Origin of the sequence: Streptomyces sp. WG7, assembly GCF_049975785.1 — a bacterium.
GTDB lineage: Bacteria > Actinomycetota > Actinomycetes > Streptomycetales > Streptomycetaceae > Streptomyces.
The window spans coordinates 82021-108477 of the sequence record NZ_JBNGGE010000023.1 but is presented as its reverse complement, the minus strand read 5'-3'; the positions used below and the strand labels follow the sequence as shown (position 1 = coordinate 108477).

Here is a 26457-nt window from a genome sequence, read left to right as displayed (position 1 = left end):
CGTCGGCCGGTGATGGAGTCGCGATCACAGGGACCTGCGCACCACTGTGATTGTCAGTGGTCTTTGGTAGGAATGCAGGCGTGAGCAGCGAGAACGAACCGGCGGGCGGTGGCGCGAAGGACGCGCCGCCCGAGCAGCTCGCGCTCATCCGGGAGAGCGTGCGCAGGGCGAAGGCACCGCGGGCCAAGCCGCGGACCTGGCGCGGAGCCGCGCTCGCCAGGGAGCTGCCCGTCGCCCGGGTGCTCGTCGACAAGGGTGTGCTCCATCTCGACCGGTACTTCGACTACGCCGTGCCCGAGGAGCTCGACGCCGACGCCCAGCCCGGCGTGCGGGTGCGGGTCCGGTTCGGGGCCGGGCGGCACCGGGTGCGGGACGGGCGGCGCGAGGGCGGGGGGCTCATCGACGGGTTCCTCGTCGAGCGGCTCGCCGAGTCCGACTACGCGGGTCCCCTGGCCGCGCTGGCCCAGGTCGTCTCGCCGGAACGGGTGCTGGACGAGGAGTTGCTGGGGCTCGTGCGGGCGGTCGCCGACCGGTACGCGGGCAGCCTGGCCGACGTGCTGCAGCTCGCCGTGCCGCCGCGCAACGCGCGCGCCGAGAAGCGGGCGTCACCGGAGCCGCTGCCGCCGCCGCCCGTGCCAGGGCCGGGATCCTGGACCCGGTACGAGCAGGGGGCCGCGTTCGTGGCGGCTCTTGCCTCGGGGGGAGCGCCGCGCGCGGTGTGGAACGCGTTGCCCGGCCCGCGGTGGAGCGAGGAACTGGCGCGGGCCGTGGCGGCGACGCTGGCCTCCGGCCGGGGCGCGCTCGTCGTCCTGCCGGACGGGCGGGCCGTCGCCCGTGCCGACGCCGCGCTGACCGCCCTGCTGGGCGAGGGACGGCACGCGGTGCTCACCGCCGACGCCGGGCCCGAGAAGCGGTACGCGCAGTGGCTCGCGGTGCGCCGAGGGGCCGTACGGGCCGTCGTCGGGACCCGCGCCGCCATGTTCGCGCCGGTGCGGGACCTCGGGCTGGTCGCCCTCTGGGACGACGGGGACGACAGCCACAGCGAGCCGCACGCCCCGCAGCCGCACGCGCGCGAGGTGCTGCTGCTGCGTGCCGCCCAGGACAGGTGCGCCTTCCTGCTGGGCGGCTGGAACTGCACGGTGGAGGCCGCCCAGCTCGTGGAGACCGGCTGGGCCCGGCCGCTGGTCGCCCCGCGGGAGCAGGTCCGGGCCGCCGCCCCGCTGGTACGGACCGTGGGGGACCAGGACCTGGCCCGGGACGAGGCCGCCCGGGCCGCCCGGCTGCCGACCCTCGCCTGGCAGGCCGTCAGGGAGGGGCTGCGGCAGGGACCGGTGCTCGTCCAGGTGCCCCGGCGGGGTTACGTACCGCGGATGGCGTGCGCCGCGTGCCGGACGCCGGCGCGGTGCCGGCACTGCTCCGGACCACTGGAGGGCCAGGAGTCCGGGTCCGCGCTGCGGTGCGGATGGTGCGGGCGGGAGGAGAGCGGCTGGCACTGCCCGGAGTGCGGGGCCTTCCGGCTGCGCGCTCAGGTCGTGGGGGCGCGGCGCACCGCCGAGGAACTGGGGCGCGCCTTCCCTGCGGTCCCGGTGCGCACTTCCGGGCGTGAGCATGTCCTGGACACCGTGTCCGAGGCTCCCGCGCTGGTGGTGAGCACCCCGGGTGCCGAACCCGTCGCCGAGGGCGGCTACGCGGCTGCCCTGCTGCTGGACGGCTGGGCGATGCTCGGCCGCCCCGACCTGCGCGCCGGCGAGGACGCGCTCCGGCGCTGGCTGGCCGCCGCCGCCCTGGTGCGCCCGCAGAGTGCCGGCGGCACCGTCGTCGCGGTCGCCGAACCGACGCTGCGGCCGGTGCAGGCGCTGGTGCGCTGGGACCCCGTCGGCCACGCGGTGCGGGAGCTGGCCGAGCGGGCCGAGCTGGGCTTCCCGCCGGTGTCGCGGATGGCGGCCGTGGCGGGGCCGGCGGAGGCCGTGGCCGGGTTCCTCCGCGCCGTCGAGCTGCCGCGGGAGGCCGAGGTACTGGGTCCCGTGCCGCTTCCGGTCACGACCGCGGGGCGGCCTCGGCGGGTGGGCGCGCCGCCGCCCGGGGAGCACTGGGAGCGGGCGCTGGTCCGGGTGCCGCCGGGGCGCGGGGCCGCACTGGCCGGTGCGTTGAAGGCCGCTCAGGCGGCCCGGACGGCGCGGGGGAGTGACGCCGCGGTGTGGGTGCGGATCGATCCGCCCGACATCGGGTGAGGGGGGTACGGCACGGAGGCTCGCTGTCCCTCCCGGTCCGCCCGGGAGGGACAGCGAGCCTCCGCGCCGTCGCGGTTCAGCCGTTGCGCGGGCCGGGGAAGGCCGTCGGCCGGACGTCGTCGCGCAGGGCCGGACTGCCCGCCGTCGGCTGGGTCGGCATGGCACGGGCCGCCGGGACCGTGGGCACGGTGGGCAGGGCGGAGCCCACGTTGACCGCGCGCGGGCCCGTCGGCTCCGGAGCGTGCTCGGGGGACTCGGCGGCGGGCGCGACCTGGGCAGTGGCGCGGCGCGAGCCGTAGCGGCGGTGCACCGCCTGCTTGGTGACGCCGAGCGCGGAGCCCACCGCGTCCCACGAGAAGCCGAGCGAACGGTCGAAGTCCACGGCGGCCGTGACCAGGGTCTCGACACTGTCCCGCAGTTCCTGGGCGAGACGGACCGTCGGGGCGGGGGCGCGTCCGTAGACGACGAAGCCCGTGGAGGGGCCGGAGCGGCGCGGGCGGTAGACGTTGCCCAGCTGGGCGGTGAGGGTGCGCAGTGCGTCCACCTGCCGGCGGACCCGCTCGATGTCCCGCACCAGCAAGTGCAGGCTGGCCCGAGCCTGGGCGTCGTGGGTTGCGTGGTCGGCCATGAACAAGCCTCTCGAACCGGCGTTGAAAGGAATCGGGCCGCGCGGGCGGCCCGGTGGTCAACTCTTCCTTGACCAACGCGTGGGCGCTCCGCTGGTCACGGGGTGGGGGCGTGGCGGCATATGCGTGCGCCCCTTTGGTTTGCGTCCTCGTGGGCTGCGTCCTAGGGGCTGCGTGCTACTGGACTGCGGCCTTTGGGGCTGTGGCCCTCGGCCTGTAGCGCCTCGGCCTGTAGCGCCTCAGGCTATGTCCCCCTCGATCTGTGGCCCCTCGGCCTGTGGCCCCTCCGCCTGTGGCCCCTCGGCGGTCTCCCGCCCGCGTTGGGCTCTGCTGCGGGGGTGCCGCGCCGGCGGCGGCTTTCCGGCGCGTGCGGGCTCGTAGACTGGTGCGTCGCCCGCATCCGCCCCCGCCCGAGAGGCCCGTCCCACCCATGAAGCTCGTCTTCGCCGGTACCCCCGAGGTCGCCGTTCCCGCCCTGGACGCCCTGATCGCCTCCGGGCGCCACGAGGTGGCCGCCGTCGTCACGCGGCCCGACGCTCCGGCCGGGCGCGGGCGCCGGCTGGTCGCCTCTCCCGTGGCCGAGCGCGCACAGGAGGCCGGGATCGAGGTGCTCAGGCCCGCGAAGCCGCGTGACCCCGAGTTCCTGGAGCGGCTGCGCCAGATCGCACCCGACTGCTGTCCCGTCGTCGCCTACGGGGCCCTGCTGCCCCGCGTCGCCCTGGACGTCCCCGCCCACGGCTGGGTCAACCTGCACTTCTCGCTGCTGCCCGCCTGGCGCGGGGCCGCTCCCGTGCAGCACGCGCTCATGGCGGGGGACGAGATGACCGGCGCATCCACCTTCCTCATCGAGGAGGGCCTGGACTCCGGCCCCGTCTACGGGACGGTCACCGAGACCGTCCGGCCCACCGACACCAGCGGTGACCTGCTGACCCGGCTCGCCCTCGCCGGCGCCGGGCTGCTCGTCGCCACCATGGACGGCATCGAGGACGGCAGCCTCAAGGCCGTACCGCAGCCGGCCGACGGAGTCACCCTCGCCCCGAAGATCACCGTCGAGGACGCCCGGGTCGACTGGGCCGCCCCGGCGCTGCGCGTCGACCGGGTGGTGCGCGGCTGCACCCCGGCCCCGGGCGCCTGGACCACCTTCCGGGGCGAGCGGCTCAAGCTCGTGCAGGCCCGCCCCGTGCCCGACCGGACGGATCTCGCCCCGGGGCAGCTCGCCGCCGGCAAGAACAACGTGTACGTCGGCACCGGCTCGTACGCCGTCGAGCTGCTGTGGGTACAGGCCCAGGGCAAGAAGCCGATGCGGGCCGCGGACTGGGCGCGCGGCGTGCGGATCACCGAGGGTGAGCTGCTCGGCGGCTGACCTGCGCCTCCGTATCACCGCTCACCGGTTCGGCGTACGCTGGTGAGCGCACTTCACCCCACATCCGGAGCACCTTTTTCGTGAGCGATCAGCCTCGTCGTCCCCGCAAACCCGGCAAGCCCTACCGCAGGCCCCAGAAGGACCCCGTCCGCTTCCTCGCCTTCGAGGCGCTCAGGGCCGTGGACGAGCGGGACGCGTACGCCAACCTCGTCCTGCCGCCGCTGCTGCGCAAGGCCCGGGAGAAGGAGGGTCCCGAGAAGTTCGACGCCCGGGACGCGGCCCTCGCGACCGAGCTGGTGTACGGGACGCTGCGCCGCCAGGGGACGTACGACGCGATCATCGCCGACTGCGTCGACCGGCCGCTGCGGGAGGTCGACCCGCCGGTGCTGGACGTGCTCAGCCTCGGCGTCCACCAGCTGCTCGGGACCCGGATCCCCACCCATGCCGCCGTGTCCGCCTCCGTGGAGCTGGCGCGGGTCGTGCTCGGCGACGGGCGGGCCAAGTTCGTCAACGCCGTGCTGCGCAAGGTCGCGCGGGACGATCTCGACGGGTGGCTGGAGCGGGTCGCCCCGCCCTACGACGAGGACCCCGAGGACCACCTCGCCGTCGTCCACTCGCACCCCCGCTGGGTCGTCTCCGCGCTGTGGGACTCGCTCGGCGGCGGCCGGGCCGGCATCGAGGAACTGCTGGCCGCCGACAACGAGCGGCCCGAGGTCACCCTGGTCGCCCGCCCCGGGCGGGCCACGGCCGGCGAACTGCTGGACGAGGAGGCCGCCGTACCGGGGCGCTGGTCGCCGTACGCCGTGCGCCTGAGCGAGGGCGGCGAGCCCGGCGCCGTCGAGGCCGTACGGGAGAACCGGGCCGGCGTGCAGGACGAGGGCAGCCAGCTCGTCGCCCTCGCCCTCGCCAACGCGCCCCTGGAGGGGCCGGACCGGCGCTGGCTGGACGGGTGCGCCGGGCCGGGCGGCAAGGCCGCGCTCCTCGGCGCGCTGGCCGCCGAGCGGGGCGCCTTCCTGCTCGCCTCCGAGAAGCAGCCGCACCGGGCCGGCCTGGTGGCCAGGGCACTGGACGGGAATCCGGGGCCCTACCAGGTGATCGCGGCCGACGGGACCCGCCCGGCGTGGCGGCCCGGCAGCTTCGACCGTGTCCTGGTCGACGTGCCGTGCACCGGGCTCGGCGCGCTGCGCCGCCGCCCCGAGGCACGCTGGCGGCGCCGCCCGGAGGACCTCGACGGATTCGCCCCGCTCCAGCGCGGGCTGCTGCGCGGAGCCCTGGAGGCCGTACGGATCGGCGGCGTCGTCGGCTACGCGACCTGCTCGCCGCACCTCGCCGAGACCCGGGCCGTCGTCGCCGACGTGCTCAAGCAGTTCCCCGGTGCCGAACTGCTCGATGCCCGGCCGCTGCTGCCCGGCGTACCGGACCTGGGCGAGGGCCCCGACGTACAGCTGTGGCCGCACCTGCACGGGACCGACGCCATGTATCTGGCACTCGTCCGCCGGACCGCGTGACGGGCGCCCGTTCCGGCAGACCCGCCAGAACTAGCCCCGGTTCACCCGCACGCGTTCCCCGCCGGCCAGCTCCGGCGTGAGGTCGACCTGGACCTGATGGGTGGTCTGGTGGTCGACGCTGCCGCCCAGTTCGGCCGTCACCACGCCGATCCGGACGCCGCCGCGGCCGCTGCCGGCGCGGTGGACCTGCACCGTGAAGGTCAGGCTCACGTTCTCCACGGTGAAACCGAGGGCCCGGCCCGCCGCCTCGGCGCGGGCCTCCTCGAGTTCGCCCCGGATCTGACGGACCACCTCGGCCAGCCCCACGAAGTCCGGCTCGTTCGTCAAGTCTCCTCCGCACAAGGCTCGTTCGTCTCTTGCCGCATCAGTATGCGGCAGGAGCACACGTCCGTATAGTTTCGTCCATGGCTGCTGGCGGGGGAGTCCTGGCCGCCTCGCTGACGCGCACGCCGAGCTGGGCGGTGCGCATCCGGGGAGCGGATGGTGAGATCGCGGGGGCCGGCATTCTGCTGAGCCCCGATCAGGTGCTCACCTGCGCGCACGTGGTGGACCGTGCGGCCGCCCGGATCACCGCGGAGTTCGTCGGCGCGCCCGGCCACGGCGTGCCCGCGGTCCCCGCCCGGGTGGACGGTGACGCCTACGTGCCGGAGACGCGGGACGCCGACGGCGACCCCAGCGGGGACGTGGCGCTGCTGCGGCTGGAGCGTCCCCGGCCCGTGGAGGAAACGGTACGGCTGCACCGGCTGTCCGCACCCAACCGCGAGGTGCGGATGTACGGCTTCCCGTACGACCACAACGGCGGCATCTGGTTCCGCGCCGACGTCGTCGGCGGCTGCGGACGCGACGGACAACTGCAGCTCAGCCCGGCCGGCCCCGGTGAACTGGCCACCCCCGGATGCAGTGGCGCGGGCGTCGCCGACAGCCTGACCGGCGAGGTCATCGGCATGGTGCTCAGCGGTCAGCGGGACCAGCACGGCAACCGGTTCTCCTTCATCAGCCCCGCCGAGACCATCGCCCGCCATCTGCCCCGGCTCAAGCCGTACATCGTGGGGCCCACCGCCGTCGACGAGAGGCTGCTCCCCTCCGGCGACGCCGCCTCGGAGGCCCTGCTCGACGAGCCGTTCGCCCAGCGCCTCGCCGCCTGGCTGCGCGACGACGGCAGCCAGGTGAAGATCAGCGTCGTCCGGCACGACGACGCCGCGCGCGACGCCACGCTGCTTCGCGCCATCACCCTCGCCGACCGGGAGTTACGCACTCCGGTCTCCGTCGACCGCGCCTCCCTCGATCCGCCCGGCACCGTCCCGTCGGCCGGCGGTCACGACCTCGCCGTGCACACGGGCGGACTGACCGCCGCGGAGATCGCCGAGCGGATCGCCGAACGCATGGGGCTGTGGCAGCACCCGGAGGACCCCCCGCTCGACCGCATCCGCGCCGCGAAGGTCACCCTCAACCTGGTCGTCGTCGGTGTCGACGAGGCGGCCGACCCGCCGGCGCTGCTGGACCTGCTGGACATGCTGCGCGCCGGCGGCAGCCGCCTGCTGCTGGTCTTCCGCGCGGCCGACGACTGCTACCGCCGCGCCCGCGACCGGCTGCTCGTCCGGCCCGCGCGGGAGCGCCGCGCCCGGCTCGTCGAGCGGCTGAGAGAGATCACCGGGCCACTCGCCAGGACGCTGTACGAACGCCGCGCGGCCGTGGTGCAGGAGGGCGCGAGAACCCTCGACTCGGACATGGTGGCCGCACACGCCGCACTGGCCGACCTGCTGCGCGCGCAGGACCGAGACCCCGGTCACGGCCCGGACCCGGCCCGGTACGAGCGGCTGGCCGACCGGGTCGCCGGCCGGCTGGCGGCGGATGTCGGCCGGCTCGACCGGCTCCGCGACCGGCGCGACGAACTCACCGGCCGCCTGCGCAGCTACCGCGTCCTGCACCAGCGCGCCACGCAGGGCGAGGAGGACCCGGCGGTGGACGCCCTCTACGTCCGGGCCCACGGCCTGCTCCGGGCGAGGCCGTGCGACGTGCGCGCGGCGGAAGCGGCGGTGGACGCCTACATCCGCCGCGTCGACGGCCAGGGCGGAGGAGACGCGCGATGACGCCGAGAACGCCTGGACGGTCTCGCGGCCCCGACGGGGAGCGTTCGACGGTCTTGTGGCCTGACGGGGAACTGCGGACGGTCTCGTGGCCTGACGGGGAACTCTGGATGGTCTCGTGGCCTGCCGGGGAGCTCCGGGCGGTCTCGTGGCCGGACGGACACCCCCGGCCGAGCCCACGGCCGGACGGGCAGTCCCCGGCGACCCATCGGCCCGACCCCGAGAGGGAGCCCCCGGCATGAGTGAGACGGCCTGCGTCAGACCCGGCTGCCAGGGCGGCCGCATCATGGTCACCGGCTTCTGCGACACCTGCTCGCGCCGCCCCCTCGCCCCCGAGCCCTCCCCCTCCTCGCCCTCCCCCTCCTCGCCCGGCCCTTCCTCGCCCGGCCCCGCCGCCGACCCGGGCACCTCCGGCGTACCGGCGCCGCCTTCGCAGCGGCCCGTCGCCCAGCCCGTCGGCGAACTGGACCGCGACGGGCTGCTGGTGCTGCCCCATCTGCCCTCCCCGGACCCCTCCGAGACCGCCGCCACCACCGCCCGTCCCCCCACCGGCGGCCGGCGCTGCGGCGTCAGGAACTGCACCGGGACCATCGGTGTCTCGTACGACGGCGGCCCCGCGCCCGACCACGGGTTCTGCCCGCTGTGCGGCGCGGAGTACTCCTTCCGGCCGAAACTGCGTCCCGGTGACCGGGTCGGCGACCACTACGAGGTGCTCGGCTACCTCGCGGTCGGCGGCCACGGCTGGGTCTACCTGGCCGAGGACACCCGGGTGCCCGGTCTGCGCGTCGCCCTCAAGGGGCTGATCAACACAGGGGACGCCATGGCCCGGCGGGCGGCCGTCGAGGAGCGGCGCTCGCTCACCACGCTCCACCACCGGGACATCGTCCGCATCGTCACCCACGTCCAGCACCAAGCGCCCGGCGACGCCGAACCGACCGGGTACATCGTGATGGAGTACGTCGGCGGCCGCTCCCTCGCCTGGATCCGGTTCGCCCCCGAAGAGGAGCTGGCGCGGCTGTTCGGCGACGGCGGCTTCGAGTTCGGCCACGTCATCACGTACGGCTGCAAGATCCTCGGCGCCCTGGAGTACCTGCACGACCAGGGCCTGCTCTACTGCGACATGAAACCCGAGAACGTCATCCACTACGGCCGCGAGATCAAGGTCATCGACCTGGGCGCCATCCGCCGGATCGACGACCGTTCCTCCGGGCTCGTCCACACCCACGGTTACTCGCCGCCGAAGAAGGAGCGCGACGAACGCGGGCTCGACGTCGACAGCGACCTCTACACCGTCGGCCGGACCCTGAAGGTGCTCGCCGAGCGGGCCGCCCCGCCCGCCGGGCTGGCCGCCCGCTCCTTCGAGGCGCTGATCCGCCGCGCCACCCACGCGGAGCCCGCCGCCCGGTTCCGCTCCGCGGCCGAGATGTCACGTCAGCTGTGGGAGGTGCTGCGCGAGCACCAGGCGCTCGGCGGGCACGAGCCGTACCCGGAGCGCTCGACCCGGTTCGAGCCGACCGCGGCGGTCTTCGGCGCCGCCCTCGGCACGGTCCCCACGCTGGACAGGTGGACGCACCGCTTCGGCACCGCGGCACCGGGGTTGCCGGCCGGGGCCCCGGACCCCCGGGCGGCGGCCCGCGCGCTGCCGGTTCCCCTGCCCGAAGCCTCCGACGAGGCGGCCGTACTGCTCGGCGGACTCGCCGCCGACACCCCCGACCGCATCGCGGACCGGGCGGAGGGCGACCCGGCGCTGCGCACCGTGGAGACCGCGCTGTGGTTGTGCCGCGCCTACCTGGACGCCGGGGACGCCGCGCGGGCCGAGGCGTGGGTGGCCCGGGCCAAGGGGTGGAGCGGCGACTACGACTGGCGGATCTTCTGGCACCAGGGCCTGGTCCGTCTCGTGCGCGGTGCGGTGGACGAGGCGGAGGACGAGTTCGCCGCCACCTACGCCGCGCTGCCCGGCGAGGCGGCACCGAAGCTGGCACTCGGATACTGCGCCGAGTACTTGGCCGAGCGACTGCGCGAGACCGGCGTACGCGAGACCGGCGTACGCGAGACCGAGGTACGCGAGTCCGAGATACAGGGGACCGAGGCGCATGAGCCCGCCGCCGTGCGGCGGACCGGCCTGCGCGAGGCCGGTCCGGTGCCGGGGCGGATCCGGCGCGCCGGACAGCAGCAGGCGGAGCGGGCGCAGGCGCGCGAGCTGCAGGCCGAGGAGTACTACGAGGCCGTACGGCGGCGCGACCCCACGCAGGGCAGCGCCGCCTTCGGGCTGGCCCGCATCCGGCTGCGCCGCGGCGGTCGCCGCGAGGCCGTCGCCGTACTGGACGAGGTGCCGACCACCTCCCGGCACTACGACGCCGCGCGCGTCGCCGCGGTGCGGGTGCTGGCCGGCCGGTCGCCCGGCGGGCCCGCGCCGCTCGCCGCCGACCTGCGCGAGGCCGCCGAACGGCTGGCCGGGCTGCACCTGGACGGCAGCGGGGCCTGGGACCGGCTGGTGACCGAACTGCGGGAGCAGGCGCTCGCCTGCCGCCCGCCCGGCGGCTGGGGGAGCGGCTTCCCCGCCGGTGAGCTGTTCGGCCGGCAGGACACCGAGGAGGCACTGCGCAGGCTGCTGTCCCGGTCACTGAAGCGGCTCGCCGACCAGGCGGGCAGCCCCGGCGAGCGCGGCGACCTGCTGGACCGGGCGTACGCGGTGCTTCCGGAACCGGCAGGTCTGGGGGAGTTGCTGCGGGGGTGGCGGCGTACGGGGTGAGCACGCGGCGGTGCGGGGAATCGACGACGAGGCCGAGGGGGCACGGACAGCGTGGAGACAGGAACGCCCCGGACGGGCGAGGCGGCCGGGCGGGTCACCGTCGGGCTGGAGATCAGCCAGGAGAAGTACCTGTCCAGCGAGGCGGGCGACCCGCAGATGCACGCCATCCTCAGCGTGCGGGTGGACGGCACCGGGCGCGGCGGCGGCCCGCGCGGCCCGGTCCTGGCGCAGGTCCTCGCCGTGGACTGCTCCAGCTCGATGACCTGGCCGGTGGAGAAGCTGCACGCCGCCCAGCAGGCAGCGGTCGCGGCGATCCGCAAACTGCCGGACGGCACACCGTTCGCGGTGGTCCGGGGCAGCGAGCGGGCGGCCATGGCGTACCCGGACACCCCGCGCATGGCCCGGGCCTCGGCCCGCACCCGGGCGCGCGCCGAGCGGGCCGTGCACGGGCTGGTCGCGGGCGGCGGCACCTGCATCGGCGCCTGGCTGGACCTGAGCCGCCGGCTGCTGACCGAACAGGACGCGCCCATCGGGCACGTCCTGCTGCTCACCGACGGCAAGAACCAGCACGACGAGGAGATGCCGCTCGCCCAGGTGCTGGAGCAGTGCGCGGGCCGGTTCGTCTGCGACGCCTGGGGCATCGGTGACGGCTGGGACGGCCGGGAACTGCTGCGCATCACCCGCCGCCTGCACGGCAGCGCCTCCTCGGTGCGTGAGGAGGCGGCCCTGCCCGCGGAGTACGAGCAGCTGATGAGCCGGCTCCTCACCAAGACCGTTCCCGAACTGGCGATCTCGGTGACCGCGATGCCCGGGGGCGCGGTGCGCTATCTCAAGCAGGTCTTCCCCACCGAGGCGGAATTGACCGCGCAGGAGGGCACCGGCCGCTTCGTCACCCGGGCCTGGGGCGACGAGACCCGCCGCTACCAGCTGTGCCTGTCCGCCGACCCGTCCGGCCGCCCGCACCGTGAGGACCTCCAGCTCGCCGTGGTCGCCGTCGACGTACCGGGCGGCGAGGTGCGGCTGCCGCCGCCACAGCCCTGCCTGGTGCACTGGACCGACAACCCGGCCCTGTCCCGGCACACCGACGCCCAGGTCGACCACTTCGAGCGGCATCAGCGGCTCGGCGAGGCCGTCGCCGCCGCCACCGACGCCCACCGGCGCGGACAGCGCGACCTGGCCGAGCAGCAGCTCGGCCGGGCCGCGCGACTCGCCCACGAGATGGGCGCCGACGAGCAGCTCGCCCGACTGGCCCGGCTGGTGAACATCGACGACGCGCAGGCGGGCCGGGTCACCCTGCGCCCCGACGTGGCGGCCGTCGACTTCGAGCATCTGATCACCGCGAGCAGCCACAGCACCTACGGCCCCGCGTCAGGCCCCGCGTCCGGCAGCGCGGCGGGCGCCGCACCGGGCGGCGGGGCCACCGTGTCCTGCCCGGCCTGCTCGGGCAAGGCGCCGGCGGCCGCCCGGTTCTGCCCCAGCTGCCGCCACCGCTTCGAGGAGCGGCGGTGAGCACCACCGGCCGGGACCTGACCCGAAGACTCAGGCTGCTGCTGGTCGTCCAGGCCGCCACCACCCTCGTGCTGTTCTTCGCCTACCGGGGCGTGCACGACGACACCGTGCCGCTGTCCACCGCGAGCACGCCCGGCATCCTCGCCGTGGACACCGCGCGGAGCGCGATGCGCGAGGCCAACGAGGTGGTCCGTGACAGCGGCCCCGAGGGAGACATCAGCGGCGAGTTCCACACCCAGATCTCGGTCGCCCAGCAGAGCCTCGCCCTGGCCGCGTCCGAGGACGTCACCGGCCTGGCGGGGCGGCACGACCTGCAGACCGTCACCGGGCTGATAGCCGTCTACTCGGCCTGGGTGGAGCGCCGGGGCCGCGAACAGGACGACTCACCGCTGCACACCGCCTACCTCCACTACGCCGAGAAGGTCCTCGGCCTCCCGGAAGAACCCGGAACCGACGGCGACATCATGAGCCGCCTCGACGCCCTGCGCGCCGAACAGCTGGAGGAAGCCGGGCGGCAGGCCGCCTTCCCCTGGCAGCTGTGGCTGGGCTGGGGCACGGTCGCGGTGCTGTACGCGGTGCTGGGCGGTGCGCTGCTGGAGACCCAGCGGTTCGTACGGCGCCGCTTCCGGCGGCCCGTGCAGCTGCGGCTGCTGGCCGCCACCGCGGTGGGCGCGCTCGGCGTGCCGGTGCTGGCCTGGCACACGGTTTCGGCGCACCGCGCGATGACCGGCTCCCTCGCCGAGGTACGGGTGCCGCGCGACGACCCGGACACCATCCCCGACGTGGCCGACGAGGTGCAGCGCGCGCTCGCGGACGCCGGGTTCTGGGCCTCGTTGTCCGACTGGATACTGCTGGGAGGAGCCGTGGTGGTGGCGCTGACGGCGTGGGGACTGTGGCCGCGTATCGCCGAGTACCGGTTCCGGGGACAGCGATGACCCGCCCCGGGGCCCGGACGCTCGGCATCCTCTGCGCCTGTCTGGTCCTGCTCGGAGCCGGTGTGTTCGCCGGGGTGCGCTGGGCGCGCGACTGGCAGGGCTCCGTCACCCTGCTCGCCAACTGGAGCGGCGACGAGCGCGAGCAGTTCGAGGAGCGGGTCATCGAGCCGTTCGAGGAGGAGTACCGGATCGACGTCGTCTACCAGGGCAGCTCCGCGCTCAGCCAGGTGCTGGCCGCCGACATAGCGGCCGGCAACCCGCCCGACGTGGCGGTGCTGCCCGGGCCCGGCGAACTGCTCGCCTACGCCGTCGACGACCGGCTCCACCCGCTGGACGGGCTGTTCGACCCCGGACACTACGACCGGTTCTGGGCCCCCGAGGTCACCGTGCCGGGGGAGGCCCCCCACACGTACTGGCTGCCCGTGAAGACCGGCCTGAAGAGCATGGTGTGGTACACGGGACAACGGCCCACCGTGCAGTCGGCGGCGTCTCCCAACCGCTGGTGCCTCGGCATGGAGTCCGGCGCGACCTCCGGCTGGCCCGGTACCGACTGGGTGGAGGACATCCTGCTCCAGCAGGCCGGACCACGGGTGTACGAGGAGTGGGCCAACGGCAGGCTGCCGTGGACCGACGACGCCGTACGCAAGGCCTGGACGACCTGGGCCGACATGGTGGGCGCGGGCGCCGGTGAGCGTGTCGAGCAGGCGCTGACCACCGGGTTCGGCGCCGACTGCGCGCCGGGCCGCCTGGAGCACCAGGGGTCCTTCCGCGCCGGGCACTGGCGGCAGGCGGGCGGCGACCACGTCCACTTCTCCGAGGTCGTGCCCGGGGCCGGGCCGGACGCCGGTGCATGGGAGGTCTCCGGTGACCTCGCGGCTGTCCTGAACCCCACCCCGGAGGCCGAGCGGCTGATCCGTTATCTGGCCGACCCCGGCACCGCTCTGCCGGAGTACACGGCGAACAGGGCCGCGAAGGCGGACGGTGAGCAGGACCCGACCGAGCGTGAGATCGGGGCCGTCCTGCGTGAGCCCGGCCGGGCCCGCTGCTGGGACGCCTCCGACGCGATGCCGCGTACCACCCGGGACGCCTTCCACCAGGCGGTGCTGCGCCACTTCGCGGCTCCGGAGGAACTCGACGAGCGGCTGGCGGAACTGGAACGCCTCCGCGAGGAACAGGACCTGCCGGTGTGCGGTACCGACTGAACCGGCTGGGGGGTACCCGCTGCCCACGTCCGCCGGACGCGCCCCGGAGGGGCGTGGGCGGCGCTGGCGGCGCGGGGCGGTGACATACCGCGGGGCAGTGACCTACGCGGCTCCGCCGGGCCGCGGGCGCCCCACGACCGGCCCGCGGGCGACGAACAACCCCGGCCACCCGGGACCCCTGCCGCCCCGCCCCGCGGGGCATGGCAGTCTTGGGGCATGGCCGCGCAGATCAACCCCAGCATCCTGTCCGCCGACTTCGCCCGCCTCGCGGACGAGGCCAAGGCGGTCGAGGGAGCCGACTGGCTCCACGTCGACGTCATGGACAACCACTTCGTCCCGAACCTCACGCTCGGCGTGCCGGTCGTGGAGTCCCTGGCCCGGGCGACGGACACCCCGCTGGACTGCCACCTGATGATCGAGGCCCCCGACCGCTGGGCGCCCCAGTACGTGGAGGCGGGCGCCGGTTCCGTCACCTTCCACGTCGAGGCGGCCGCCGCGCCGGTGCGGCTCGCACGGGAGATCCGGGCCAAGGGGGCCCGCGCGTCCATGGCGCTGCGGCCCGCGACGCCCATCGAGCCGTACGAGGATCTCCTCCCCGAACTCGACATGCTGCTGATCATGACGGTTGAACCGGGCTTCGGCGGGCAGGCGTTCCTCGACATCATGCTGCCGAAGATCCGGCGTACCCGAGAGCTGATCAAGAAGCACGGTCTGGAGCTGTGGCTCCAGGTCGACGGCGGGGTGTCGGCATCGACGATCGAGCAGTGCGCCGACGCCGGCGCGGACGTCTTCGTCGCGGGTTCCGCCGTGTACGGGGCATCCGACCCGGCCGAGGCGGTACGTGCACTGCGCACGCAGGCCGAGGCGGCGACCGCCAAGGCGTCCTGGGCGTGTGCCCACTGAGGAACAGAACATGAACGGCTCCCATCAGGGCTGATCAAGTGCGCCGAATCTGCAAGGATGAACGGCGAATCCAGAGTGTGAACAGCAGTGAGGAGATCGCCGTGTCGGGTATGTCGGCGGGCCGCTCAGCCATGCGGATGGGACCCGCTGAGCTGGTCCAGGCGGCGGCCATGGCCCGCCGCTTCTACCTCGAGGGCAAGTCCAAGATCCAGATCGCCGAGGAGTTCGGCGTCAGCCGCTTCAAGGTGGCCCGGGTCCTTGAGACAGCCCTCGAGCGAGACCTTGTACGAATCGAGATCCGGGTGCCGGCCGAGCTGGACGCCGAGCGTTCGGACGCCCTGCGGGCCCGCTACGGCCTCCGGCACGCCGTCGTGGTGGAGTCCCCGGCCGACGCCGAGGAGACACCCGACCCGGAGAACCTGGGAGAGGTGGCCGCAGACCTGCTCGGCGAGCTGGTCAACGAGGGTGACGTGCTGGGGCTGGCCTGGGGCCGGTCCACCATCCACATGGCGGCGGCGCTCGACCGGCTGCCGCCGTGCACGGTGGTGCAGCTGACGGGCGTGTACGACGCCGGGACCGCCGAGCGCGGCTCGGTGGAGGCCGTGCGCCGCGCCGCCCAGGTGTCGGGCGGCGACGCCCACCCCATCTACGCGCCGATGCTGCTGCCGGACGCGGCCACCGCGCAGGCGCTGCGTCACCAGACCGGGATCGCCCGGGCCTTCGAGTACTTCGACAAGGTCACGGTCGCCTGCGTCTCCATCGGCTCCTGGGAGCCGGGCATCTCGACGGTGCACGACATGCTCAGCGACGAGGAACGCGCGCACTACGCCTCGCTCGGCGTCGCCGCCGAGATGTCCGCGCACCTCTTCGACGCCGAGGGGCGCCGGGTCGGGCGGGATCTGGGGGAGCGGTGCATCACGGTCAAGGCCGACCAGCTCCGCCGTATCCCCGAGGTCGTGGCGATCGCGGGCGGGCAGCGCAAGGCGGCGGCCATCGACGCGGTGCTGCGCTCCGGGCTGGTCACCAGCCTGGTGACGGACACGTCGGCCGCGGACTACCTGATGACGGTGGGCTCGGCACCGAAGTCGACGCTCAACCGGACCGACCCGGACGGCATCTGACGGCCGGTCAGGCGATCGGATCAGGCAATCTGATCAGGCGATCGGGGGCGTGATCGGGGGAACCGTCAGGGGGAACCGCCGGGGGCACCGTCGGGGGCAGGAGAGGAAGAGAAGAGGGCGACATGACCGAGGACCCCGCAGGGCGGCTCGTGATCACGCTGGACCTCGACGGGGTCACGGACAAGGCGGGCCTGATGGACCGCTGCGCCCGTGACCTGGCGCTGCCCGACTGGTTCGGCCGCAACTGGGACGCGCTCGCCGACTCCCTCGCCGACCCCTCCGTCTGGCCCGAGGGCGCGGCGGACCAGGGGCTGCTGCTCGTCGTGCGGGGGTGGGGCGCGTACGCGCGGGAGCGGCCGGAGGAGTGGGCCGTCGCCGAGGAGGTCTTCGCCGAGGCGACGGACCGCGGCCCGGGGCTCTTCGTGACCCTCGGCCCTGGAGGATCCTCCAAGCAGGCCGCCGACCAGCCTGGATGATCTGCCCGGGGCTTACCGGCCGGCGGCCATGGGAGAATGAAGTACGTGCTCTTTCCCCCTGGCTGACCTGTCCGGGGGCCACCTCTGATCGACTGGGATGTGCAGCACGTGCGTTTCCTGAATGACATCCAGCCCTCGTACGACCTGACGTACGACGACGTGTTCATGGTGCCGAGCCGCTCCGCCGTGGGCTCCCGGCAGGGCGTGGACCTCGGCTCCCCGGACGGCACGGGCACCACCATCCCGCTCGTCGTCGCCAACATGACCGCCATCGCGGGCCGCCGCATGGCCGAGACGGTGGCCCGCCGCGGCGGCCTCGTGGTCATCCCGCAGGACATCCCGATCGAGGTCGTCACCGACGTCGTCTCCTGGGTGAAGAGCCGCCACCACGTCCTCGACACCCCGATCGTGCTCGCCCCCCACCAGACCGTCGCCGACGCGCTGTCCCTGCTGCCCAAGCGCGCGCACAACGCCGGTGTCGTCGTCGACGGGGACCACAAGCCGGTCGGCGTGGTCACCGACGCCGACCTGAGCGGCGTGGACCGCTTCACCCAGCTCGAAGAGGTCATGTCCAAGGACCTCATCCTCATCGACGCGGACATGGACCCGCGCGAGGCCTTCAACACCCTCGACGGCGCCAACCGCCGCTACGCGCCCGCCGTGGACAAGGACGGCCGCCTGGCCGGCATCCTCACCCGCAAGGGCGCCCTGCGTGCCACGCTGTACACGCCGGCCGTCGACGCGCGGGGCCGGCTCCGCATCGCCGCCGCCGTCGGTATCAACGGCGACGTGGCCGGCAAGGCCGAGCAGCTGCTGGCCGCGGGCGTGGACACCCTCGTCATCGACACCGCGCACGGCCACCAGGAGTCGATGATCAGCGCCGTCAAGCTGGTGCGCGACCTCGACCCGCAGGTCCCGATCGTCGCGGGCAACATCGTCTCCGCCGAGGGCGTGCGCGACCTGATCGAGGCGGGCGCCGACATCATCAAGGTCGGTGTCGGCCCCGGCGCGATGTGCACCACCCGCATGATGACCGGCGTCGGCCGGCCGCAGTTCTCCGCGGTCCTGGAGTGTGCCGCCGAGGCGAAGAAGTACGGCAAGCACGTGTGGGCCGACGGCGGCATCCGGCACCCGCGCGACGTGGCGATGGCCCTCGCGGCCGGCGCGTCCAACGTGATGGTCGGCTCCTGGTTCGCCGGGACCTACGAGTCCCCGGGCGACCTCCAGCACGACGCCGAGGGGCGCCCCTACAAGGAGTCGTTCGGCATGGCCTCCGCCCGTGCGGTGCGCAACCGCACCTCCGAGGAGTCGGCCTACGACCGGGCCCGCAAGGGGCTCTTCGAGGAGGGCATCTCCACCTCCCGGATGTTCCTCGACCCGACCCGCCCCGGCGTCGAGGACCTGATCGACTCAATCATCGCCGGTGTCCGCTCCTCCTGCACCTACGCCGGTGCCGCCTCCCTGGAGGAGTTCGCCGAGAAGGCCGTCGTCGGCATCCAGAGCGCCGCCGGCTACGCCGAGGGCAAGCCGCTGCACGCCAGCTGGAGCTGAGCCCGCACCCCTTCCGCACGGCCCCTGATCGTCCCGTCCCCCGGGAGGACCAGGGGCCGTGCGCCGTTCCCGGCGGCGGACCCCTGCCGGGACCCCTGCCGGGACCCCTGCCGGGACCCCTGCCGGGACCACCGTCGCGGCGACCGTCGCCCCTCCGTCGGGTGGCCCGCGAGGCCGGTGCGCCCTGGTCGCGGACCGGCCTCGCGCCGGGCACCGGCAGGCAGGCGGCCCGGGATGCGCACCCACGCTGGATCGAGCCGCTGTCGAGGCCCGGAAATGCCGCCCGGGGCCGGCCCGGAAAGACCGGGTGCGCCCCGGTGGGAGGCCGCCGGGACGCGAGCCGTCGCGGGCGGGCCGGGCAACCGCTGACCAGGGCGAACCACCGCTCGCCGACCCCGTGCGCAACGCTGCGCAGCCTCCGCGCAACGAATACGCGCCCGGCCCCGGTCAACGCAACGATTGTGCGGACACGCGCAAGGTTGCTGCATTACCGGGGCACCGCCCCGCTCGTAGTGTTCTGCGCTGTACGTGGCGTGGCGGGGACCCCGCTCGGTGGGTTCCCGCTTCCGCGAGGAACGCCGCCGGTCCCCGCCGCTCCAGAAGCCCGCCGGGAGCCCGTCCGCTCACCCCGACCGGCGGCGACCGGCAGCGACGAAGGAGTCAACGCGTGCTCGACCCAGGCGCACCCTCGCACCACGACACATCGGCCACCCCGACGTCCCCGGGCCTGGCCGCGCGCCTCATGCGCCGCAAGCCCGTCGAACGCCTGGTGGCGGAGGGCGGCCAGGGCGAGGGCGGCACCCTCCGTCGCTCCCTCGGCCTGTGGCAGCTGACGATGATCAGCATCGGTGCCACGCTCGGCACCGGCATCTTCGTCGTCCTCGGCGAAGCCGTCCCCAAGGCCGGCCCGGCCGTCACGCTCTCCTTCGTCATCGCCGGCCTCACCGCGCTCTTCTCGGCCCTGTCCTACGCCGAGCTCGCGGGCACCATCCCGGTCGCCGGGTCCTCCTACTCGTACGCCTACGCGACGATGGGCGAGCTGGTCGCCTGGGTCTGCGGCTGGTGCCTGGTCCTGGAGTACGGCGTGTCGGTGGCCGCCGTCGCCGTCGGCTGGGGCGAGTACCTCAACGAACTCCTCGACGGCACCATCGGTGTCACCATCCCGGCCGCCCTGTCGGCCCCGCCCGGCGACGGCGGCCTCTTCAACCTGCCCGCGCTGATCGTGGTGCTCCTCGCCATGACGTTCCTGCTGGGCGGTGCCCGCGAGTCCGCCCGGGCCAACACCGTCATGGTCGTCGTCAAGATCGCCGCACTGGTGCTGTTCTGCGCGATCGGCGTGCAGGGCTTCCGCTCCGGCAACTACGAGAACTTCATGCCGCTCGGCATGGCCGGCGTCAGCGCGGCCGGCGCGACGCTCTTCTTCTCGTACATCGGCTTCGACGCCGCCTCCACCGCAGGCGAGGAGGCCAAGAACGCCCAGCGCGACCTGCCCCGCGCGATCATGCTGTCCCTGGTCATCGTCACGGTGCTGTACGTCCTCGTCGCGGCCGTCGCCGTCGGCGCCAGGCCCTGGCGGACCTTCACCGACTCCGAGGCCTCCCTCGCCCAGATCATGACCGACGTCACCGGCCAGGACTTCTGGGGCACCCTGCTGGCCTTCTGCGCGGTCGTCGCCATCGCCAGCGTCGTCCTGACCGTGCTGTACGGCCAGACCCGCGTCCTGTTCGCCATGTCCCGCGACGGGCTGGTGCCCAAGGTGTTCTCCCGGGTCCACCCGAAGACCGGCGCGCCCCGCGCCAACACGCTGATCGTCTCCCTGTTCTGCGGCGTCCTCGCCGCCGCCATCCCGCTCGGGCAGCTGGCCGACGCCACCAGCATCGGCACCCTCTTCGCCTTCGCCCTGGTCAACGTGGCCGTCGTGGTGCTGCGCCGGACCCGTCCGGACATGCGCCGCACCTTCCGGGTGCCGCTGTCGCCGGTCCTGCCGGCGCTGGGCTTCGCCTTCTGCGTCTGGATGATGGGCAGCCTGTCCACCGTCACCTGGGTGGTCTTCGGTGTCTGGATGGCGGTCGGGCTCGTGTTCTACTTCGTATACGGCCACCGCCGTTCCCGGCTCAACACGCCGGACACCCCAGAAGCCCAGTAGCTCCAGTAGCTCCAGAAGCTCCAGAAGTGAAGTGAACGACCCGCAGTGCTGAACGATCTCGACGAACGCATCGTGCACGCCCTCGCCGAGGACGCCCGCCGCTCCTACGCGGACATCGGGCAGTCGGTCGGCCTGTCCGCCCCCGCCGTGAAACGGCGCGTGGACAGGCTGCGCGCCACCGGAGCCATCACCGGATTCACCGTACGGGTCGACCCCGCCGCGCTCGGCTGGGAGACCGAGGGGTTCGTCGAGATCTTCTGCCGCCGCAACACCTCGCCGGAGACCATCCAGCGGGGCCTGGAGCGCTACCAGGAGATCGTCGCCGCGTCCACCGTCACCGGGGACGCGGACGCGGTCGCCCAGGTCTTCGCCTCCGACATGCGGCACTTCGAGCGGGTCCTGGAACGCATCGCGGGGGAGCCGTTCGTGGAGCGGACCAAGTCGGTGCTGGTGCTCTCGCCGCTGCTGCGCCGCTTCTCGTCGGGGTCGCCCGCGTAAACGGGGCCGCCCGCATAAGCCGGACCGCCTCGCGATCGGGCCCGTCTCCGCGATCGGGCCCGTCTCCGCGATCGGGCCCGTCCCCGTGATCGGGCCTGTCCCCGCGATCGGGGTCGCCCAGGCGGTCGCGGTCCCCCAGAGTCCGGGCCGGCCCGCGCGATCGGGAGACCGGGACACGGTCTCCCGGCTAGCATCGGTGGCATGACCTGGCGACATTGATCCACCAGCCGTGCCTCCTCCCGAGGGCCGCCTCGGACGCCGTACCACCGGTGTCCGATCCGCCCCCTCGGGAAGGCCTCATGACTCTCTCACCCGAGCGTGCCCCCGCCACCGCCGGTACCCGGCGGCTGACGCGCACGCTGTACGCCTCCGCGTTCTGCGACGAGTTCGTCCTGCTGTACCCGGTGTACGCGCTGCTCTTCAGCGACACCGGACTGTCGGTCTGGCAGATCTCCTCCCTGTTCGCCCTGTGGTCGTTGACCAACGTGGTTCTGGAGGTGCCCTCCGGCGTCTGGGCCGACGCCGTCTCCCGGCGACTGCTGCTGGTGCTCGGCCCGCTGCTCACCGCCGCCGGCTTCGCCCTGTGGGTGCTCGTGCCCTCCTACGGTGCCTTCGCTCTCGGCTTCGTGCTGTGGGGCGCCGGCGGAGCGCTCGGCTCGGGCGCGCTGGAGGCGCTGGTCCACGACGAACTGGACCGGGCCGGCGCGGCCGACCGGTACGCCCGCGTCATGGGCCGGGCGCGGGCGATCGGAATCGCCGCGACGATGACCGCGATGGGCCTGGCCGGTCCGGTGTTCGACTGGGGCGGCTACGAGGCGGTGGGCGCGGCGAGCGTGCTGATCTGCCTGGTCGGGGCGGCCGTGGCGACACGGTTCCCCGAACACCGCGAACCGTCCGCCGCCGGCGACGGCTGGACCGCGACGCTGCGCGCCGGACTCGCCGAGGCCCGCACCGACCGCTCCGTACGCGGCGCGCTGCTGCTCGTACCGGCCGTGACGGCGGTGTGGGGCGCGCTCGACGAGTACACGCCGCTGCTGGTGCGCGACACCGGCGTCGCGCAGGAGACCGTCCCCTGGCTGCTGCTGGTGATCTGGGCCGGCGCCACCGTCGGCAGCCTGCTCGCCGGCGTGGCCGAACGCCTGACCACGACCGGGTTCGCCGCCCTGCTCACGGGCTCCGCGCTCGCTCTGGCGGTCGGCGCCGCGGCGGGCACCCCCGTCGCCCTGGTCCTGGTCGCGTTGGCCTTCGGCGGCTTCCAACTGGCGACCGTGCTGGCCGACGCGCGCCTCCAGCGGCGTATCGACGACACCAGGCGGGCGACGCTGACCTCGGTCGCGGGCCTGGGTACGGAGCTGGGCACCCTCGTCACCTTCGGTGCCTACACGGCGGCGGCCACGGTGACGGGGCACGGCACCGCCTTCGCGTGGTCCGCGGCGCCGTACCTGCTGACGGCCCTGCTGCTGGTCACCGTCGCCCCTACCGCAGCGGCGGCTGACCGGGCACGACCTCGATAGTCGCCGGTCACCTCGGGTCGGAGGCGAGGTGATGTCGTCCCCGGCGATCCGGTTCCGCCTGGCGCTGCCGGTGAGCGCGGCGGCCTCCCCCGGGGGCCGCTCCTCGTGCGGCCCGGAGGCGACGGCGTGCGGCCCTGAGGTGATGAAGGCGCCTGCCGGCCACCACTGTTCCGGCACCGCGCCCCCGTCACCTCGCACCGGGGAAGGGAGCGGCCCCCCGACGCAGGGCGGGCAGGGCCCGCGTGCGTGCCCCCAGGGAGGAGCCGGGCACACGACCGGGGCGCGAGCGCGCAACGAATCGCCGCGTGGCATGCGGGCGGCGGCACCGACCCGCCGTCCGCCACTGGAGCGCCTCCGTACCGCGTGCCCGGCTCGACCCCCGTCCGACGGCGGACCACCGGGCCGCCGGAGCGGGACCGGACGGACAACGAATCGCCGCAGGACGCACCCCGGACGCAACGTTCCGCCCACGGACGCGCAACGGGTCCTTCTTGTCCGGCCGGGGCGCCGACCGTACCGTCTATCTGACCCCCCAACCCCCGTCCCACCGGTGAGGAACACGCATGCGCACCGCCCTGCTCCAGAGCTCCGGCCGGCCCGGCTCCACCGTCGAGAACCTCAAGGTCCTCGACGAGGCCGCCGGCCGGGCCGCCGCAGCGGGCGCCGGGCTGCTGGTCACCGCCGAACTGTTCCTGACCGGGTACGCGATCGGCGACGACATCGCCGTCCTCGCCGAGCCCGCCGACGGCGACTCGGCCGACGCCGTCGCGGAGATCGCCGGGCGGCACGGCCTGGCCGTCGCGTATGGCTACCCGGAGCGGGCCGGCGACAGCGTCTTCAACTCCGTCCAGCTGATCTCCGCCGACGGCACCCGCCTCGCGGGCTACCGCAAGACCCACCTCTTCGGCTGCTTCGAGCGCGACCACTTCACGCCGGGCGAACAGCCGGTCGTCCAGGCGGAGCTCGACGGGCTGACCGTCGGCCTGATGATCTGCTACGACGTGGAGTTCCCGGAGAACGTCCGCGCGCACGCGCTGGCCGGCACCGACCTGCTGCTCGTCCCGACCGCGCAGATGCACCCGTTCCAGTTCGTCGCCGAGTCCGTCGTGCCGGTGCGGGCCTTCGAGAACCAGATGTACGTGGCGTACGTCAACCGAGTCGGCCGGGAGGGCGAGTTCGAGTTCGTCGGGCTCTCCACCCTCGCCGGCCCCGACGGGACCGCCCGCACCCGCGCCGGGCGTGCCGAGGAACTGGTCCTCGCCGACGCCGACCCCGTCTTCCTCGCCGCGTCCCGCGAGACCAACCCGTACCTGGAGGACCGCCGGCCCGGCCTGTACGGCTCCCTCGCCTGACCACCCCCACCGCCACGCCCCCGTTCCACCTGTGCAAGGAGTCCGTACCCCATGACGTCCACCGTGCCCAACGCGATCGAGCACGCAGACGAGCAGCAGCCGCCGATCACCATGTTCGGGCCGGACTTCCCGTACGCGTACGACGACTTCCTCGCGCACCCCGCCGGTATCGGCCAGATACCCGCGACCGAGCACGGCACCGAGGTCGCCGTCATCGGCGGCGGCCTGTCCGGCGTCGTCGCCGCCTACGAGCTGATGAAGATGGGGCTCAAGCCCGTCGTCTACGAGGCCGACAGGATCGGCGGACGGCTGCGGACCGTCGGCTTCGACGGCTGCGACGAGTCCCTGACCGCCGAGATGGGCGCGATGCGCTTCCCGCCCTCCTCCACCGCCCTCCAGCACTACATCGACCTGGTCGGCCTGACGACCCGCCCCTTCCCCAACCCGCTCGCCGAGGCCACGCCCTCCACCGTCGTCGACCTCAAGGGCGAGTCGCACTACGCCGAGACGCTGGACGACCTCCCCCAGGTCTACCGCGACGTCGCGGACGCCTGGGCGAAGTGCCTCGAAGAGGGCGCCGACTTCTCCGACATGAACCGCGCCCTGCGCGAGCGCGACGTCCCGCGCATCCGCGAGATCTGGGCGAAGCTGGTCGAGAAGCTCGACAACCAGACCTTCTACGGCTTCCTCTGCGACTCCGAGGCCTTCAAGTCCTTCCGGCACCGCGAGATCTTCGGCCAGGTCGGCTTCGGCACCGGCGGCTGGGACACCGACTTCCCCAACTCCATCCTGGAGATCCTCCGCGTCGTCTACACCGAGGCCGACGACCACCACCGCGGTATCGTCGGCGGCTCCCAGCAGCTGCCGCTGAGGCTCTGGGAACGCGAGCCGGAGAAGATCGTCCACTGGCCCCACGGCACCTCGCTGAAGTCCCTGCACGTGGGCGGCGACCCGCGCCCGGCGGTGACCCGCCTCACCCGCACCGCCGGCAACCGCATCACCGTGACCGACGCCGACGGCGACATCCGTACGTACCGGGCGGCGATCTTCACCGCCCAGTCCTGGATGCTGCTGTCGAAGATCGCCTGCGACGACTCGCTCTTCCCGATCGACCACTGGACCGCGATCGAGCGCACCCACTACATGGAGAGCTCCAAGCTCTTCGTGCCCGTCGACCGGCCGTTCTGGCTGGACAAGGACGAGGACACGGGGCGGGACGTCATGTCGATGACGCTCACCGACCGCATGACCCGCGGCACCTACCTCCTCGACGACGGACCCGGCAAGCCCGCCGTCATCTGCCTCTCCTACACCTGGTGCGACGACAGCCTGAAGTGGCTGCCGCTGTCCGCGAACGAGCGGATGGAGGTCATGCTGAAGTCGCTCGGCGAGATCTACCCGAAGGTCGACATCAGGAAGCACATCATCGGCAACCCGGTGACCGTCTCCTGGGAGAACGAGCCCTACTTCATGGGCGCGTTCAAGGCCAACCTCCCCGGCCACTACCGCTACCAGCGGCGCCTGTTCACGCATTTCATGCAGGAGGAGCTGCCCGAGGACAAGCGGGGCATCTTCCTCGCCGGCGACGACATCTCCTGGACGGCCGGCTGGGCCGAGGGAGCCGTCCAGACCGCGCTCAACGCGGTCTGGGGCGTCATGCACCACTTCGGCGGTGAGACCGACGCGACCAACCCCGGCCCGGGTGACGTCTACGACGAGATCGCACCGGTCGAGCTCCCCGAGGACTAGCAGCCCGCCGCACGTGCCTGGCCGGCCGGACCCCGGCCGGCCAGGCCTTCTCGTAGCCCATCCGTTCCGCCGCGCGGGACACGGCGGGAACGTCCCCGCCGAGGTCGTACGGCCGCGTGGGGCATGTCCGGGAGCGAGCGCCCCGCGGGAACACCCGGCGGATCAGTCCGGTAGCGGCGTGAGCAGCATGCGGCCCGCGAAGCCCACCGCCTCGTCCAGCCGCTCGGTGAACTCCCCGGCGACGTCGGGCAGCCGGCGCAGCGCCCACAGCGCGCGGGCCGCCGCCCAGGCGGCGTCGCGGGCCCGCTCCAGACTCCAGGAGCCGAGCAGATGGGCCAGCGGGTCGGTGATCCTCAGGAGGTCGGGACCCGGCATCAGCTCGTCGCGGACGCGCTCCTCCAGCGACACGAGGAGATCACCCACCCGGTCGAACTCATCCTCCAGGTCGACGGGTTCGCAGCCGAGCGTACGACACGTGTCCACCACGGAGAGCGCGAGATCGTGGCCGATGTGCGCATTGATGCCCGCCAGCGCGAACTGCAACGGCCGTACGCCGGGATGGCGGCGGAACTGGAACAGGGGCCGCCAGCACGCGGGCGGACGGTGCCCGTCCTCCAGCGCGTCGACGGCGGCCAGATAGCGCTCCGCGAACCGCACATCCAGCGCGATCGCGGCCCTGGAGTCCGTGAAACGACCGCCGTCGATGTGCCGGTCGACCGCCTCGGTGACGGTCAGGTAGACGCGGTTGAAGACCGCCACCCCGTCCCGGGCCGGCAGCGTCGTGTCGAGGGCACGCATCCGGGAGAGGACCGCGTCCACCGACCGGACGGCCGCCGTGACTTGTTCGCTGTGCGCCATGGCGGCAGCGTCGCAGCTTTAGGCTGGCGGGAGTGCCGGCGGGCCCGACGCTTCCCCAGAACGGGGGAACGCGCCC

General features: G+C 74.0%; 20 protein-coding genes. 17 read left to right on the top strand and 3 right to left on the bottom strand.

Annotation, left to right across the window (positions count from 1 at the left end; translation table 11 throughout):
• Positions 1–80: 80 nt before the first annotated feature.
• Positions 81–2231 (top strand): primosomal protein N', encoded by a 2151-nt coding sequence (locus tag ACP4J0_RS22535; RefSeq protein WP_426600469.1) that lies wholly within the window; start codon positions 81–83, stop codon positions 2229–2231.
• A 76-nt stretch (positions 2232–2307) separates the two neighbouring features.
• Here the strand turns inward: ACP4J0_RS22535 and ACP4J0_RS22530 are convergent, their stop codons facing one another.
• Positions 2308–2859 (bottom strand): hypothetical protein, encoded by a 552-nt coding sequence (locus tag ACP4J0_RS22530; RefSeq protein WP_426600468.1) that lies wholly within the window; start codon positions 2857–2859, stop codon positions 2308–2310.
• Between the two features lie 428 nt (positions 2860–3287).
• On the opposite strand from ACP4J0_RS22530, the gene fmt reads away from it, so the two are divergent.
• Both fmt and ACP4J0_RS22520 read left to right on the top strand, forming a co-directional pair.
• A complete protein-coding gene (fmt, locus tag ACP4J0_RS22525) occupies positions 3288–4220 on the top strand; it encodes a methionyl-tRNA formyltransferase (RefSeq protein ID WP_426600467.1) in 933 nt (310 codons plus the stop codon).
• 80 nt (positions 4221–4300) lie between these two features.
• Complete coding sequence (locus ACP4J0_RS22520; protein ID WP_426600466.1) at positions 4301–5728, top strand: RsmB/NOP family class I SAM-dependent RNA methyltransferase; 1428 nt, start codon at positions 4301–4303, stop codon at positions 5726–5728.
• A 30-nt stretch (positions 5729–5758) separates the two neighbouring features.
• Here the strand turns inward: ACP4J0_RS22520 and ACP4J0_RS22515 are convergent, their stop codons facing one another.
• Positions 5759–6055 (bottom strand): trypco2 family protein, encoded by a 297-nt coding sequence (locus tag ACP4J0_RS22515; RefSeq protein WP_426600465.1) that lies wholly within the window; start codon positions 6053–6055, stop codon positions 5759–5761.
• A gap of 77 nt (positions 6056–6132) precedes the next feature.
• On the opposite strand from ACP4J0_RS22515, the gene ACP4J0_RS22510 reads away from it, so the two are divergent.
• From ACP4J0_RS22510 to ACP4J0_RS22445, 14 genes are all read left to right on the top strand, one after another.
• A complete protein-coding gene (locus ACP4J0_RS22510; protein ID WP_426600464.1) occupies positions 6133–7818 on the top strand; it encodes a trypsin-like serine peptidase in 1686 nt (561 codons plus the stop codon).
• A gap of 235 nt (positions 7819–8053) precedes the next feature.
• Positions 8054–10567: a tetratricopeptide repeat protein gene (locus ACP4J0_RS22505; protein ID WP_426600463.1), complete on the top strand. Its 2514-nt coding sequence runs from the start codon at positions 8054–8056 to the stop codon at positions 10565–10567.
• Between the two features lie 51 nt (positions 10568–10618).
• Positions 10619–12076: a VWA domain-containing protein gene (locus ACP4J0_RS22500; protein WP_426600462.1), complete on the top strand. Its 1458-nt coding sequence runs from the start codon at positions 10619–10621 to the stop codon at positions 12074–12076.
• Positions 12073–13011 (top strand): hypothetical protein, encoded by a 939-nt coding sequence (locus ACP4J0_RS22495; RefSeq protein WP_426600461.1) that lies wholly within the window; start codon positions 12073–12075, stop codon positions 13009–13011. The genes ACP4J0_RS22500 and ACP4J0_RS22495 overlap by 4 nt, the downstream gene beginning before the upstream one ends.
• Positions 13008–14213 carry an ABC transporter substrate-binding protein gene (locus ACP4J0_RS22490; RefSeq protein WP_426600460.1) on the top strand — a complete coding sequence of 402 codons (1206 nt, stop codon included), beginning with the start codon at positions 13008–13010 and terminating at the stop codon, positions 14211–14213. The genes ACP4J0_RS22495 and ACP4J0_RS22490 overlap by 4 nt, the downstream gene beginning before the upstream one ends.
• Before the next feature lie 216 nt (positions 14214–14429).
• On the top strand, positions 14430–15116 hold the full coding sequence (gene rpe, locus ACP4J0_RS22485; protein ID WP_426600459.1) for a ribulose-phosphate 3-epimerase: 687 nt from the start codon (positions 14430–14432) through the stop codon (positions 15114–15116).
• Between the two features lie 77 nt (positions 15117–15193).
• The gene (locus tag ACP4J0_RS22480) at positions 15194–16237 is read left to right on the top strand and encodes a sugar-binding transcriptional regulator (protein ID WP_003977362.1); all 1044 of its coding nucleotides are present in this window, start codon (positions 15194–15196) and stop codon (positions 16235–16237) included.
• Positions 16238–16359: 122 nt separating this feature from the next.
• Positions 16360–16713: a barstar family protein gene (locus ACP4J0_RS22475; protein ID WP_426600458.1), complete on the top strand. Its 354-nt coding sequence runs from the start codon at positions 16360–16362 to the stop codon at positions 16711–16713.
• A 108-nt stretch (positions 16714–16821) separates the two neighbouring features.
• A complete protein-coding gene (locus tag ACP4J0_RS22470; protein WP_426600457.1) occupies positions 16822–18264 on the top strand; it encodes a GuaB1 family IMP dehydrogenase-related protein in 1443 nt (480 codons plus the stop codon).
• A 667-nt stretch (positions 18265–18931) separates the two neighbouring features.
• Positions 18932–20410: an amino acid permease gene (locus ACP4J0_RS22465; RefSeq protein WP_426600456.1), complete on the top strand. Its 1479-nt coding sequence runs from the start codon at positions 18932–18934 to the stop codon at positions 20408–20410.
• A gap of 45 nt (positions 20411–20455) precedes the next feature.
• Positions 20456–20908 (top strand): Lrp/AsnC family transcriptional regulator, encoded by a 453-nt coding sequence (locus tag ACP4J0_RS22460; protein WP_426600455.1) that lies wholly within the window; start codon positions 20456–20458, stop codon positions 20906–20908.
• Between the two features lie 299 nt (positions 20909–21207).
• A complete protein-coding gene (locus tag ACP4J0_RS22455) occupies positions 21208–22422 on the top strand; it encodes an MFS transporter (protein WP_426600454.1) in 1215 nt (404 codons plus the stop codon).
• 563 nt (positions 22423–22985) lie between these two features.
• Positions 22986–23774 carry a carbon-nitrogen hydrolase family protein gene (locus ACP4J0_RS22450; protein ID WP_426600453.1) on the top strand — a complete coding sequence of 263 codons (789 nt, stop codon included), beginning with the start codon at positions 22986–22988 and terminating at the stop codon, positions 23772–23774.
• A 51-nt stretch (positions 23775–23825) separates the two neighbouring features.
• Positions 23826–25523 (top strand): flavin monoamine oxidase family protein, encoded by a 1698-nt coding sequence (locus tag ACP4J0_RS22445; RefSeq protein ID WP_426600452.1) that lies wholly within the window; start codon positions 23826–23828, stop codon positions 25521–25523.
• A 162-nt stretch (positions 25524–25685) separates the two neighbouring features.
• On the opposite strand, the gene ACP4J0_RS22440 is transcribed toward ACP4J0_RS22445, so the two are convergent.
• Positions 25686–26381: a DUF5995 family protein gene (locus ACP4J0_RS22440; protein ID WP_426600451.1), complete on the bottom strand. Its 696-nt coding sequence runs from the start codon at positions 26379–26381 to the stop codon at positions 25686–25688.
• Between the last annotated feature and the right edge of the window lie 76 nt (positions 26382–26457).

What these genes read in the sequence shown, in the direction of transcription:
- ACP4J0_RS22530 (WP_426600468.1), bottom strand. Translation starts at nt 2,859, where the DNA reads ATGGCCGACCACGCAACCCACGACGCCCAGGCTCGGGCCAGCCTGCAC.
- fmt (WP_426600467.1), top strand. Translation starts at nt 3,288, where the DNA reads ATGAAGCTCGTCTTCGCCGGTACCCCCGAGGTCGCCGTTCCCGCCCTG.
- ACP4J0_RS22510 (WP_426600464.1), top strand. Translation starts at nt 6,133, where the DNA reads ATGGCTGCTGGCGGGGGAGTCCTGGCCGCCTCGCTGACGCGCACGCCG.
- ACP4J0_RS22505 (WP_426600463.1), top strand. Translation starts at nt 8,054, where the DNA reads ATGAGTGAGACGGCCTGCGTCAGACCCGGCTGCCAGGGCGGCCGCATC.
- ACP4J0_RS22490 (WP_426600460.1), top strand. Translation starts at nt 13,008, where the DNA reads ATGACCCGCCCCGGGGCCCGGACGCTCGGCATCCTCTGCGCCTGTCTG.
- rpe (WP_426600459.1), top strand. Translation starts at nt 14,430, where the DNA reads ATGGCCGCGCAGATCAACCCCAGCATCCTGTCCGCCGACTTCGCCCGC.
- ACP4J0_RS22475 (WP_426600458.1), top strand. Translation starts at nt 16,360, where the DNA reads ATGACCGAGGACCCCGCAGGGCGGCTCGTGATCACGCTGGACCTCGAC.
- ACP4J0_RS22455 (WP_426600454.1), top strand. Translation starts at nt 21,208, where the DNA reads ATGACTCTCTCACCCGAGCGTGCCCCCGCCACCGCCGGTACCCGGCGG.
- ACP4J0_RS22450 (WP_426600453.1), top strand. Translation starts at nt 22,986, where the DNA reads ATGCGCACCGCCCTGCTCCAGAGCTCCGGCCGGCCCGGCTCCACCGTC.
- ACP4J0_RS22445 (WP_426600452.1), top strand. Translation starts at nt 23,826, where the DNA reads ATGACGTCCACCGTGCCCAACGCGATCGAGCACGCAGACGAGCAGCAG.
- ACP4J0_RS22440 (WP_426600451.1), bottom strand. Translation starts at nt 26,381, where the DNA reads ATGGCGCACAGCGAACAAGTCACGGCGGCCGTCCGGTCGGTGGACGCG.